The organism is Mesorhizobium sp. M0029 (assembly GCF_040323735.1).
Taxonomy (GTDB): domain Bacteria; phylum Pseudomonadota; class Alphaproteobacteria; order Rhizobiales; family Rhizobiaceae; genus Mesorhizobium.
Genome location: NZ_JAMYVF010000005.1, coordinates 206,001 through 218,287 on the forward strand (window position 1 = coordinate 206,001; position 12,287 = coordinate 218,287).

At 63.2% G+C, this 12,287-nt stretch carries 15 protein-coding genes; 7 read left to right on the forward strand and 8 right to left on the reverse strand.

Features of this window, described 5'->3' with window-relative positions:
* Positions 1-5: 5 nt before the first annotated feature.
* From NKJ76_RS11405 to def, 3 genes are read right to left on the reverse strand one after another with little or no spacing between them, the layout of a single operon-like run.
* Positions 6-512, reverse strand: coding sequence for a GNAT family N-acetyltransferase (locus NKJ76_RS11405; RefSeq protein WP_023728813.1), 507 nt, complete (start codon positions 510-512; stop codon positions 6-8).
* Positions 509-1,459, reverse strand: coding sequence for a methionyl-tRNA formyltransferase (gene fmt / locus NKJ76_RS11410; RefSeq protein ID WP_027049055.1), 951 nt, complete (start codon positions 1,457-1,459; stop codon positions 509-511). Before fmt ends, NKJ76_RS11405 begins: the two co-directional genes overlap by 4 nt.
* A gap of 5 nt (positions 1,460-1,464) precedes the next feature.
* On the reverse strand, positions 1,465-1,995 hold the full coding sequence (def, locus tag NKJ76_RS11415; RefSeq protein ID WP_023673213.1) for a peptide deformylase: 531 nt from the start codon (positions 1,993-1,995) through the stop codon (positions 1,465-1,467).
* A 103-nt stretch (positions 1,996-2,098) separates the two neighbouring features.
* Between def and NKJ76_RS11420 the strand changes: the two genes are divergently transcribed.
* Positions 2,099-3,352, forward strand: a complete 1,254-nt coding sequence (locus NKJ76_RS11420; protein ID WP_027049054.1) for a DNA recombination protein RmuC — start codon at positions 2,099-2,101, stop codon at positions 3,350-3,352.
* A 99-nt stretch (positions 3,353-3,451) separates the two neighbouring features.
* On the opposite strand, the gene NKJ76_RS11425 is transcribed toward NKJ76_RS11420, so the two are convergent.
* The 4 genes from NKJ76_RS11425 to NKJ76_RS11440 all read right to left on the reverse strand — a co-directional run bounded on the left by NKJ76_RS11425 (position 3,452) and on the right by NKJ76_RS11440 (position 6,695).
* Positions 3,452-4,258 (reverse strand): class I SAM-dependent methyltransferase, encoded by an 807-nt coding sequence (locus tag NKJ76_RS11425; RefSeq protein WP_352537432.1) that lies wholly within the window; start codon positions 4,256-4,258, stop codon positions 3,452-3,454.
* Positions 4,259-4,339: 81 nt separating this feature from the next.
* Positions 4,340-4,744 carry a GFA family protein gene (locus NKJ76_RS11430; protein WP_352537433.1) on the reverse strand — a complete coding sequence of 135 codons (405 nt, stop codon included), beginning with the start codon at positions 4,742-4,744 and terminating at the stop codon, positions 4,340-4,342.
* 77 nt (positions 4,745-4,821) lie between these two features.
* Complete coding sequence (locus NKJ76_RS11435) at positions 4,822-5,775, reverse strand: cation diffusion facilitator family transporter (RefSeq protein WP_352537434.1); 954 nt, start codon at positions 5,773-5,775, stop codon at positions 4,822-4,824.
* Positions 5,776-5,885: 110 nt separating this feature from the next.
* Complete coding sequence (locus NKJ76_RS11440; protein ID WP_023687480.1) at positions 5,886-6,695, reverse strand: transglutaminase-like domain-containing protein; 810 nt, start codon at positions 6,693-6,695, stop codon at positions 5,886-5,888.
* Between the two features lie 213 nt (positions 6,696-6,908).
* On the opposite strand from NKJ76_RS11440, the gene NKJ76_RS11445 reads away from it, so the two are divergent.
* Complete coding sequence (locus tag NKJ76_RS11445; protein WP_006200611.1) at positions 6,909-7,034, forward strand: hypothetical protein; 126 nt, start codon at positions 6,909-6,911, stop codon at positions 7,032-7,034.
* A 214-nt stretch (positions 7,035-7,248) separates the two neighbouring features.
* Positions 7,249-7,563, forward strand: a complete 315-nt coding sequence (sugE, locus tag NKJ76_RS11450; protein WP_023681326.1) for a quaternary ammonium compound efflux SMR transporter SugE — start codon at positions 7,249-7,251, stop codon at positions 7,561-7,563.
* 88 nt (positions 7,564-7,651) lie between these two features.
* Here the strand turns inward: sugE and NKJ76_RS11455 are convergent, their stop codons facing one another.
* Positions 7,652-8,080, reverse strand: coding sequence for a DUF6481 family protein (locus tag NKJ76_RS11455; RefSeq protein WP_023673205.1), 429 nt, complete (start codon positions 8,078-8,080; stop codon positions 7,652-7,654).
* Positions 8,081-8,314: 234 nt separating this feature from the next.
* Here NKJ76_RS11455 and NKJ76_RS11460 point away from each other — a divergent pair, with 234 nt between their 5' ends.
* The 4 genes from NKJ76_RS11460 (at position 8,315) to NKJ76_RS11475 (ending at position 11,963) form a co-directional block, all read left to right on the forward strand.
* A complete protein-coding gene (locus NKJ76_RS11460; RefSeq protein WP_023710393.1) occupies positions 8,315-9,376 on the forward strand; it encodes an LLM class flavin-dependent oxidoreductase in 1,062 nt (353 codons plus the stop codon).
* 110 nt (positions 9,377-9,486) lie between these two features.
* A complete protein-coding gene (locus NKJ76_RS11465; RefSeq protein ID WP_023681324.1) occupies positions 9,487-10,656 on the forward strand; it encodes an AI-2E family transporter in 1,170 nt (389 codons plus the stop codon).
* Between the two features lie 82 nt (positions 10,657-10,738).
* Positions 10,739-10,942 carry a hypothetical protein gene (locus NKJ76_RS11470; protein ID WP_352537435.1) on the forward strand — a complete coding sequence of 68 codons (204 nt, stop codon included), beginning with the start codon at positions 10,739-10,741 and terminating at the stop codon, positions 10,940-10,942.
* Positions 10,943-10,964: 22 nt separating this feature from the next.
* The gene (locus NKJ76_RS11475; protein WP_352537436.1) at positions 10,965-11,963 is read left to right on the forward strand and encodes an LLM class flavin-dependent oxidoreductase; all 999 of its coding nucleotides are present in this window, start codon (positions 10,965-10,967) and stop codon (positions 11,961-11,963) included.
* Positions 11,964-12,287 lie beyond the last annotated feature (324 nt).

The following is a 12,287-nucleotide window of genomic DNA, read 5'->3' on the forward strand; positions in this document are numbered from 1 at the left end:
TTCGTTCAGGCGGCGAGTGCGGTAAAGGCCTGGGCGTAGACCAGTTTGCCTTTTTCGGGTGCGTCACCCCAGGCCAGCGCCTGCAGCGCTTCGCCCTGATATTCGCTCTCGAACTTTTCGGCGCGCGCATGATTGTAGCCGAAGCGGCCGTAATAGGCCGGATCGCCCAACACAACGGCGAGCGTCTCGCCGGCATCCCTGAGGCGGATATGCGCCTCGCGGATCAGCGCACCGCCAATGCCCGAGCCGTGGAACGAAGGTTCCACCGCCAACGGCGCCAGCGCCACGGCTGCAAACTGCTTGCCGCCGTTCTGAACGAACAGCCTGGAAAACAGGATGTGGCCGACCACCTGGCCGTCTTCTTCCGCCACCAGTTCGACAACGGCGTCGCCGCCGGTGACCAGAGCGTCGACCAGCCCGGCCTCCGCCTGCTGGCCGAATGCGTGTTCCTCGACCAGGCGTATGGCCTCGCGGTCCCGCGGCGTCGCGCCGCGTATCGACATCATGCTCATGAGAACTTCATTCCTTTTTCGATCTTGGCCCCGCGCAGAAACTCCTGCGCGGCAGCAGGCTTTCCGCCCGCCCGTTGAACTTCGACCAGCCTGACCGCGCCCGACCCGCAGGCGACCGTCAGCCGGTCATCGAGAATTCCTCCCGACTCGCCCATGCTTTCAGAAAGCGTACCTTCAGAAAGCGTCGAGCGAAGCAGTTTCAGCCGTTCCGTGCGGCCGCCGATGTCGGCCTCGCACCAGGCGCCGGGGAATGGCGACAGCCCGCGAATGTGATTGTGGACCTCCGCAGCCGGGCGCGTCCAGTCCACACGTGTCTCCGACTTATCGATTTTCCTGGCGTAGGTCACCCCGTCAGCCGCCTGCAAAGTCGATGCCAGGGTATTTGTCTCCAATCGGGACAGCGCTTCCACCATCAGCGTGGCAGCAATATTCATCAAGCGGTCGTGCAGATCGCCGGCCGTCATATCGGGCTCTATGGCGCATTTTTCAACCAGTGCCACCGGACCGGTGTCCAGGCCCTCTTCCATGCGCATCACCATCATGCCGGTCTCGACGTCGCCGGCCATAATGGCGCGCTGGATGGGAGCTGCACCACGCCAACGCGGCAAAAGCGAGGCGTGGCCGTTGAGGCAGCCGAGGCGCGGAGCCTCCAGAATAGCCTTCGGCAACAGCAAACCATACGCGACGACGACCGCGACATCGGCACGCAACGCCTGGAAAGCAGCTTGCTCGGCCTCGCCCTTCAGCGACAGCGGCGTGCGCACTTCGATGCCCAGCCGCTCAGCCTCGCGCTGCACCGGCGACGGTGTCAGCTCCAGCCCGCGGCGGCCCGCGGCGCGCGGCGGCTGGGTGTAGACGGCTGCTATCTCGTGCCCGGCCTCGGCAATCGCGCGCAGCACCGGCACCGAAAACTCCGGCGTGCCCATGAAGATGACGCGAAGCGGCATCTTCCCTATCCCACCAGCTTGCCCGGCGCCTTGTCCTTGGCGAGCTTCTTGAACTTCTTGACCACCATGTCGCGCTTCAGCTTCGAGATGTGGTCGATGAACAGCACACCGTTGAGATGGTCGATCTCGTGCTGCAGGCAGGTCGCCATCAGGCCTTCGGCCTCGATCTCCTGCAGCTTGCCGTCGCGGTCGAGATATTTCACGCGCACCGAGGCGGGACGCTCGACCTCGGCGTAATAGTCCGGGATCGACAGGCAGCCTTCCTCGTAGACCGAGCGAGCGTCGGCGCTTTCGAGGATTTCGGGATTGATGAAGACATGCGGCGCCGGCGGCTCGTCTTCCTTGGCGAGGTCGATGACCAGCATGCGCAGCGGCTCGCCGATCTGGATTGCGGCCAAGCCGATGCCCGGCGCATCATACATCGTCGCCAGCATGTCGTCGGCCAGTTTGCGCAAAGGCGCGTCGACGCGTTCGACCGGTTTGGAAACCTGGCGCAGGATAGGATCGGGAAGGATGATGAGCGGCTTGATCGACATGGCGCCTCACCTAAAACGTCGCAGGAGAAGCGTCAACCGGTGCGAATCGGTCTCGTTCACGTTTTGATCTGTGCCAGGTCTGCGAATCGGCTATGCTGGCGGGATGAACGACCTGAGCACCATCCTTTCCGAACCCGTTGCCCGGCTTGGCGCCACGACGATCACGCTCGGCCATGCACTGGCCCTCGGCGCGCTGGTGTTTCTCGGCCTGTTCCTGGCGCTTGTCGTGGCGCTGTGGCGATCGGCCAAGGCGCGCACCATCGCCGCGGCGGAAGCCGCCGACCACGCCCGCGACGCCGAGGCGCGGATGGCCGGCATTTTGCAAAGCCAGGCCGAGATGCAGGGCCGCATGGGCGCCATCGCCGACGTGTTCGGCGCAAGGCAGGCCGAACTCAACCAGTCGATCGGCCAGCGCCTCGACGCCATGACCGGCAGGCTCGGTCAAACCATGACCGAACAGACCAAATCGACGCATGAGAGCCTCGCCAAACTGCAGGAACGGCTGGCGGTCATCGACACCGCGCAAGGCAACATCCAGTCGCTGGCCGGCCAGGTCGTGCAATTGCAGGCGATCCTGTCCAACAAGCAGACGCGCGGCGCCTTCGGCCAGTCGCGCATGGAGGCGATCGTCGCCGACGGCCTTCCGATCGGCGCCTACGAGTTCCAGGCAACGCTGTCAAACGGCAGCCGTCCCGACTGCCTGGTCAGGATGCCGAACGGTGCGCCGCAGCTTGCCATCGACGCCAAGTTTCCGCTGGAAGCCTGGAACGCCATCCGCGCCGCCGATGGCGCCGAACAACAGAAGATCGCGGCCCAGGCTTTCCGCCGCGACATCGAAATTCACGTCCGCGATATCTCGGAAAAATACCTGATCCAGGGCGAGACGCAGGACACCGCCTTCATGTTCGTGCCGTCGGAATCGGTGTTCGCCGAAATCCACGAGAATTTCGACGCCGTGGTCCAGAAGGCGCACCGGGCGCGTGTCATCATCGTCTCACCGTCGCTTTTGATGCTGTCGATCCAGGTCATCCAGGCCATCCTCAAGGACGCCCGCATGCGCGAACAGGCGCATCTGATCCAGGGCGAGGTGATCCGGCTGATGGAAGACGTCGCGCGCGTCGACGAACGCGTGCGCCGGTTGCAGACGCATTTTGGCCAGTCGGCCAAGGATATCGACGAGATACTGGTGTCGACGTCGAAGGTGACCAAGCGCGGCCAAAAGATCGAAGCGCTGGAGTTTGGAGAAAACGAAGCCGAAGTGCGCGGTGGCGGACCCGCCAAGGCCGAAGCCGGGGTGCGGGTGGCGGATTCCAAGACGGGGCAGCTCAGGCTACGTGTCGTCGAAGGCGACGATTAAAGTGCGTCGCGCTGAAACGGATTCATACGACGCGCCTTAAGTTTTTGTTTTGATGCATGTCGTTGCCCCAGAACCGCGGCACACTTCTGGCGCCATGCATTAGACCGTAGCCACGATCACGTGTGCCTGGATCTTGGCCGCAACCTCGCCGCTGCCGTGTCTGGCTGCAATCACGGACACGGCGTGATCGGTTGCGGCTTCCAATTTTCCTCGGGCGTCGATTTCATTGCGAAGCGGAGTTCCCTGGCAATAGGCAACCGCCGGAAGGCGCGGCGAGGAGGCACGGCTTTGTTCGGCCCTCGTGTCGATCACCACACGGGAGAAACCTGCGGCTTCCAACTCGCCGCGGATCAATGCAGTGTCATTGTAGCCGTGCGGCGTGCGGGCGAGAAAGCGGGGCGGATCGTTCGGAAAAATCTCCGCAAGAGCATTCGTCACATCATTGGCGAATACATTCTCTTCGATGCGATCCCACACGTTGAACAGAAAATGGCCGCCGGTCTTCAGGACCCGCTTTGCTTCGCGATAGCCGGCGGCTCGGTCGGGAAAGAACATCGCGCCGAACTGACAGCAAACGAGATCGAAAGCCGCATCTTCGAACGGCAGCGCCAGAGCATCCGCCTGACGCCATTGTATGCGACTGTCGGGAGCTTGTCGCGAGGCCGCGTAGTCGAGCATAGGCTGGTTGAGGTCGGTCACGACATAGCTTGCGCCCGGAGACAGTTTTGGAGCCAATGCGCGGGTGACAACGCCGGTGCCGGCGGCGACTTCCAGGACGGCGCCGGGCGACAAGGACGCTGCCCGTCGTGCCAAATCCGCAGCGAACGGCTCGAAGATCAACGGCACCATGTAGCGGTCGTAGTTTTCCGGAATCGAGCCGGCAAACACTTTGTCCGTTTCCGACATTGCTATCCCCCGCCATCCGTTTGATGGCGAGCCTAGCACATTATTGGCTGGTTTGGGCCGCGTTTAACCGGGAGGCAGGTGCTACTGCGCCTCTACGATGCTTACGCCCTCGAATTCCGGAAGCCAGTGCAGGGCCGATCGGTGCCATTTCTGTTGGGTCGGAACGAGATCCTCGCGTTGCCGCGCGGTCCCCGCCCTGATCCCATAGACCTTCGGCCCGTCGCGAACCGACGTTGCGTAAAGATGCGAACCGCAGTCGCCGCAGAACGCCTGGGCACGCTTGGCGCCGCTCGATCCCGTCTTGATATAAACCTTCGGTGTGCCCTTTGTGATCCTATAATGATCCTCAGGCGCGGGAACAGTGACACGAAAGGCGGTACCGGTCAGTTGCTGGCAGTCGGTGCAATGACAGATAGAGGTCTTTTCCGGGTCGACGTCTGCTTCATAAGTTATGGCGCCGCAATGGCACCCACCATCGATTTTCATGGTTGATTCTCCGAAATCCGTCGGGTGATCTTAGCGGGACCAGGCGATGGGGCCAACGGTGGACTGCTGGTCCAGAACTAGTCCGACGCCGCCTCGACCTGCTTGCGCCGGTGCTCCCAGGTTCCGGTCGTCTGCGGCTTGACGAACAGTCTGGTGATCTCCGGCATTTCTTTTTTCAAGAGCGCCTCGATGCGCTCGACACAGGCTTCGATCTCAGGCGCCGTCAGATGGTCCTCGAATTCGATGCTCAGCCCAGCGACGATCTGTTGCGGGCCGAGATGGACGGTGAGAACGCCGTTGGCCCGCTGCACTGCCGGATCCTGCTGGGCGATGGCCAGCACCTTGGCCTGCACTTCCGGCGAGGCCGGCTCACCGATGAGCAATCCCTTGCTTTCGCGCGCCAGAAAGATGGCGGTGGCGCCGAGGATCATCGCGATGCCGATCGAGGCGACGCCGTCGAGTTCGGGCATGTCGAGGAGTTCGGCCGCCAATATGCCGGCGAAGGCGACGAACAGACCGAGCAGGGCGGCGCTGTCCTCGAACAGGATCGTGTAGACGCTCGGATCCTTGCTCGATTGCACGGCCTGCAGCCAGCCTTGCTTGCCCTTCTGCTGGCGGAACTCCTTCAGCGCCACGTACCAGGAGCTGCCCTCGAACAGCATTGAGAGGCCAAGCACGATGTAGTTGATTTTGGGATTGGCGACCGGCTCAGGCGCCATGATGTGGACGACGCCTTCATAGAAGGACACGCCAGCGCCGAGCGCAAAGACGAGCAGGGCGACAATGAAGCTCCAGAAATACAGCTCGCGGCCATGGCCGAGCGGATGCGTGCGGTCCGGCGGACGGGCGGCGCGGTGCATGCCGTGGAGCAGCAGCCCGCCATTGCCGGTATCCACCAGCGAGTGCACGCCTTCCGACAGCATCGCCGAGCTGCCGGTGAAGAAGGCGGCGACGAATTTGGTCACAGCAATAGCGAGATTACCGGCGAGCGCCGCGTAGATGACCGTCTTCGACCCGCCATGTGCTGCCATGCTGTCCCTCCAAGGAACCTGATGTAACGCCCCTGAGCTCCACAGGCATCACAACGCACGAATCGCCTGGTCGTTCAGGGTCTTGTAGGCCAGCTTGCGGAAAGACGCCCCTATTCGATGATCTCGTCCGTCCACACCTTGAAACCAGCCAGCGTGCCCGGTCCGAAGATGTGGGTCAGCGGCACGTCGGCGGCGTCGCGACCCGACGCGATCAGGATGCGGCCGATGCGCGGCGAATTGTTGCGTGGATCGAAGACATGCCAGCGGCCGCCGAGATAGACCTCCATCCAGGCTGCGAAATCCATGCTCGCCCAAGGTTTGGGCAGGCCGATGTCGCTGATGTAGCCGGTGCAGTAGCGGGTCGGGATGTTTAGCGCACGGCAGAAGGTGACAGCGAGGTGGGCAAAGTCACGGCAGACGCCGCTTTGCTCGCGATAGGCTTCCGCCGCGGTGCGGGTCGGCCGCGCATTGCCGTAGCTGAAGACGATGTGGTTGTGGACGAAGTCGCAGACCGCCTGGACGCGCGCAATGCCAAGCGGCGTATGCCCGAACAGCCGCCAGGCTTCGCTGGCCAGCAGATCGCTCTCGCAAAAGCGGCTCGGCAACAGGAAGAGCAATGTGTCCGACGGCAGATCGCGCACCTCGTGCTGCCAGGCCATCAGGTCGCCCATCTCGAACGTGCCGGGGTCGCGGATTACCGAATCGGTGCCGAAGGTGAAGCGACCGGGCGGGGCGACGAAACGGTTGCACCAATTGCCGAAACTGTCGCGGTAGCTCTGGATCGGCACCGGCGGGTTGGAGGTCAGGAAATCCGGGCGCTCGAGATCGGAGGCCCTGGAGTAGTGGACGTTGAGCATCGCGATCAGCGGCGTTTCCTGCGGAAAATCGAAACTCATCTCGCTGCCGATGCGGATTCGCATTGTCGTCCTGACCGCACTTCCTGATCATCGCCGGGCGAAGGCATGGCCGATGCTGCAGTGCGAAGGCAACCATGGCACGGACCGGAATGGTTTACGAGCAAATTAGAAACCGGTTGAAAGCGGCCCGCCGGCGCCGGCGACGGACGCCCGCCCCCTTGCAGTCCGGCGTTTCTCTTGTTTCACTTGGCCTCCCAGCAACTGGAGGAACGAATCATGGCTAAAGGTGCGATGAAGGCGGGCAAGGAAGCTCGCAAGCCGAAAAAAGACGCCAAGAAGCCCGCCGCGGCTCCGGCGCTGAAGGCGCCGCCCGTGAAGGCGATGAGGCTCAAGGAAAAGTAAGCCCGCCTTAGGTCGTCAATATCTTGGGACGGCTGAGATCCGGGCAAACCGTTTCGGCGCAGATTTTGACACCGGCGGCATGAACGATGCTGCCGGTGTTTTGTTGATCGGACCGGCGCAGCCGCTTATACCGAAGCGGCGAGGACGACCTCGCGCCTTTCTCAAAAGTCCGGCCGGGACGGCCCGCCATGCTCATGGAATGGAGTGCATCCCGATGTCGTGGATTTTTCTGTTTTTCGCTGGTCTGTTCGAAATTGGCTGGGCGATCGGCCTCAAATACACCGACGGCTTCTCGAAGCCGTTGCCGACGGTGCTCACCGTCGCCTCGATGATCATCAGCCTGGGCCTGCTTGGCCTGGCGCTGAAGACGCTGCCCGTCGGCACGGCCTATGCGGTGTGGACCGGCATCGGCACGGTCGGCACGGCGCTGCTTGGCATCTGGCTGCTGGGCGAGCCTGCGACGGCCATCCGGCTCGCCTGCATTGCGCTCATCGTCTGCGGCATTATGGGGCTGAAGCTCGCCGCCTGAGCTCCGAGGCATCAAACCCTTAAATTAGGCAAACGCCCTCAGGGCCGCTGCAAGGCGACCCTGATGTCCGATCGTTTCGATCGAAGCGTTAGCGGGCGGAGAAGCCCGGAGGCGTCCTGCCGGTACGCTGCTTGCGCGCCGCATAGCGTGCGTCGCGCTTGGCCTTGCGTTCGGCTTCGTCGGCCAGCAAACGGGCGATGCGCTCGTTTTCTTCGGCTTCCTTGATCTTCGCTTCAGCCTGCGCTGCCTCTTCGGCCGCAATACGCGCCGCTTCGGCTGCTGCCTCGCGCTCGGCCTTCTCGACCGCCTCGCGTGCCAGCTTTTCCTGCTTCAGCCTGGCCTTTTCGGCCTCGCGTATCTCGCGAGCCTCAAGAATCGCCTTGCGTTCGGCCTGTTTGGCCAGAACCGCAGGATCATCAGCCGCCGGCTTTGACTTGAAGCGCTCCAGAAGCGCCTTCTTTGCCTCGTTCGCGGCATTGCGCCGCTCGAAAATGTCTTTTTCCCTGTAGATAGCCAAGTCCACTTCCCTGAAGTCAATTCGCGACGCTTACATACGCGCGAAAACCGAGAGTTCAAGCGCCAAAACGGTATGCCAGCCATGAAAGTTTATGCTGTTGCAGCCGGGAGACGCGTTTTCCCTGAAACAAAGCCGGCCGAAACCGACATGCACTGTTCACTATCCGCCCCTCTGGCGGCCGGGGCGGCTCGCCGCTACCTCTAGCGGCAAATCAGAACATTTGGATGACATGCCATGGAACTCGGTCTCTACACTTTCGCCGACGTCAGCCCGGAGCCCGGCCCCGGCGCGATCGGCCCGCATCAGCGGCTGCGCAATCTGATCGAGGAGGTCGAGCTGGCTGACCAGGTTGGCCTCGACGTCTTTGGTCTGGGCGAACATCACCGCCCCGACTATGCCGCGTCCGCGCCGGTGGTGGCGCTGGCCGCTGCCGCCGAACGCACCAAGCGCATCAAGCTGACCAGCGCGGTCACCGTGCTGTCCTCCGACGATCCGGTTCGCGTCTTCCAGCAGTTCGCAACTCTCGACCTTTTGTCGGGCGGCCGGGCCGAGATCATGGCCGGGCGCGGTTCGTTCATCGAATCCTTCCCGCTGTTCGGCTACAATCTCGAGGACTATGACGAGCTGTTCGCCGAAAAGCTCGATTTGCTGCTGGCCATACGCGACGGCGTCAAAGTTACCTGGTCCGGCAATCTGCGCGCGCCGATCAACGACCGCGGCGTCTATCCGCGGCCGCTGCAGGACAAATTGCCGATCTGGATCGCAATAGGTGGAACGCCGCAATCTGCGGCGCGCGCGGGCGTGCTCGGTTTGCCGCTGGCACTGGCCATCATCGGCGGCGAGCCGGCGCGGTTTGCACCGCTGTTCGACATTTATCGCGATGCCGCAAGGCGGGCCGGTACCGACCCCTCGGGCCTTGCCACCAGCATCAATGTGCACGGCTTCATCGCCGGCACCACTGAACAGGCGGCCGACGATTTCTATGGCCCGCAGGCCGAAGTGATGAACCGCATCGGCCGCGAGCGCGGCTGGGGCCCGACCTCGCGGGCGCATTTCGATCAGTCGCGTGGTCCGAACGGCGCGCTGTTCGTCGGCGATCCGGAGCAGGTGGCGGAAAAGATCGTCGCCCAGCACAAGATCTTCAACAATGACCGCTTTCTGCTGCAGATGGCGATCGGCGCCATGCCGCACGCCAAGATCATGAAGGCGATCGAACTCTACGGCACCAAGGTGGCGCCGATCGTGCGCAAGGAGACCGCCAAGCCCGGCGTCGCCGTCGCAGCGCCAGCCGCCTGAGCGACGGGCGGCCCGGATTGAGGGCCTTGCCGGCTAACGGAACCTTGGGCTTGCAGAGGCGTTTCCGTCAGGGGAATGCACCAATTGCGGTGCGCCGCTGAGGGAAAATCATGAAAGCCGAACCCGCCGCTTTGGGTGCTGGCCTTGCCGAGACCGAAGAGGCGAGAGTTGTGGCGCGTGCCGACACGCATCTGATGCGTTCGCTGCTCATCGGGATCTTCCTGTTCATGGCCATCTACGCGCTGTATTTCGCGCGTGCTTTCTTCATGCCGGTCATCCTCGCCTTCCTGCTGACGCTGACGCTGACACCAATCGTGCGCTTCCTGCGCAAGCGCGGCATTCCGGAAGTGGTTTCGGCGACAATGTTGGTCGTGCTGTCGATCTGCGTCTTCGGCGTTGCCGGCTATCTGCTCAGCGGCCCGGTCATCGACCTTCTCAACAACACCTCGTCGATCGGCCAACAACTTACCGAACGGCTGGCGCAGTTACGGCGTCCGCTCGAGAGGATCATGCAGATCTCGCATCAGATCGAACAGATGACGGAGACCTCGCAGGAGCCGGGCATCCAGAAGGTGGCGATGGCGCAGTCCGGCGTCCTGTCGGCCGCCGCCAGCAACGTCCTGTCGGCGGGGACAAGCCTGACCATCATCTTCGTGCTGTCGCTGTTCCTGCTGGCGTCAGGCACGATGTTCTATGAGAAGATCATCCAGTCCTTCGCCAGCCTCAGTGAGAAGAAGCGGGCTTTGCGCGTCGTCTATGACGTCGAGCGCGAAATCTCGCATTATCTGCTCACCGTCACCGTCATCAATGCCGGTCTCGGCGCGGTTATCGGCCTTGGCCTGTGGGCGCTCGGCATGCCCAACCCGCTCGTCTGGGGAACGATGGCGGCGCTGCTCAACTTCCTGCCCTATGTCGGCGCGCTGATCACCATCGTGCTGGTCAGCGTCATTGCGATGATCAGCTTCGACTCGATCACCTACGCCCTTTTGGCGCCGGGCTTCGTGCTTTTGTGCGACATCGTCGAAGGCCAGTTCGTTACGCCGATGGTTGTCGGCCGACGCCTCGAGATCAACGCCGTGGCGATCTTCATCGCCATCGCCTTCTGGTCCTGGCTTTGGGGCTTTGTCGGCGCGCTGATGGCGGTGCCGCTGCTGGTCGTCGTCAAAGTGTTCTGCGATCATTTCGATGGCCTCAGCCATGTCGGCAATTTTCTCGCCGCACAGCAGACGGCCGTGGTGGAGGAGGAAGCGGCCGAAGAGAACGGAAAGGCCGCGCCATAAGCTTGCCGCGCCTGTCCGTCATCTCGCATTTGTTGTCTTCAGGCGGAGTGCCTATATCGAGCCGGTCAACCCGGACCCTGCGATGAACGATGCCTCCTTCGACCTCGATTCCTATTTCGACCGCATCGGCTATCGCGGCCCGATCGATGCTCCGCTCGGCACGCTGAGCGCGTCGCATCGCCAGCATCCGCAGGCGATCCCGTTCGAGAATATGGACCCGCTGCTTGGCACCAGCTCGACATCCTCATTCCCGACCGCGCCTTCGAAACCAGGGTCAGGCAGTTGAACATCGTAAAGGCTTGAGGCCCATGACCGCACTTTCCGTTCTCGACCTGTCGCCGATCGTCGAAGGCAGCGACGCCTCGCAATCGCTGGCAAATTCGCTCGACCTAGCCCGCCATGCCGAGCGGCTCGGCTACAAGCGCTACTGGTTGGCCGAGCACCACAACATGCCGGGCATCGCCAGCGCGGCGACCGCCGTCGTCATCGCCCATGTCGCCGACGGTACCAAGACCATCCGCGTCGGCGCCGGCGGCATCATGCTGCCCAACCATGCGCCGCTGGTGATTGCCGAGCAGTTCGGCACGCTGGCGGCACTGCACCCCGGCCGCATCGACCTCGGCCTCGGCCGGGCGCCCGGCACCGATATGGGAACAGCGCGCGCGCTGCGCCGCAATCTCGAGGCGTCAGACAATTTCCCCCAGGACGTCGTCGAGCTGATGGGCTATTTCCAGCCGGCCGCGGAAGGCCAGCGTATCCACGCCGTGCCCGGCGAAGGCCAGAAGGTGCCGGTCTGGATCCTCGGTTCCAGCCTCTATGGCGCGCAGCTCGCCGCCATGCTCGGCCTGCCCTATGCGTTTGCCTCGCATTTCGCGCCGGCCGAACTCGACCATGCGCTGGAGATCTACCGTTCGCGCTTCCAGCCTTCGGAACAGCTGGACAAGCCCTATGTCATGCTCGGCCTCAACGTTTTCGCCGCACCGACCGATGGAGAGGCCAAACTGCTGTTCACCTCGTTGCAGCAGGCCTTCGTCAATCTGCGCACGGGGCGGGCCGGCCGCCTGCCGCCGCCGGTCGAGGGCTATGACCGGACGCTCGAGCCGATGGCAAAAACCATGATTTCGCAGGCGCTGTCCTGCGCCGTCGTCGGCTCTCCCGAAACCGTCCGGCAAGGCATAGACGCGTTCGTGCGCCGCACCGGCGCAGACGAGCTGATGGTGACCGCGCAGATCTTCGACCATGCGGCACGCGTGCGCTCGTTCGAAATCCTGGCCGAGGCGCATAAATCGCTGTCGCAGGCCGCGTGACGCTTTTGCCTGTGTCTGCTGTGGGCAGGCGCCTTCCTCAGCCAGGAGCCGCCTCTCTCACGCATAGGTGACGTTTTCTTGTGGTTTCGAAGCCCTGACTGGGCGCTTCGCCGGGGGATCGCGCAGATCCTGGGGTTTTGAGCGCGGTTTGAGCACATCCGGGCCGCCGGGCGGCTGTTCAAAGGCGCCAAGCGCGGCGCGGTGGATGCCATGCGCAGAATGCTTGCGCCCGATGCCGCCTGTTCTTATATACGCGCCAAGCCGCCCAGTGCCGGAATGCCGGTTGCCGGAGCGGAATTTCTTGTGAACAGGGGCTTTCGTCGG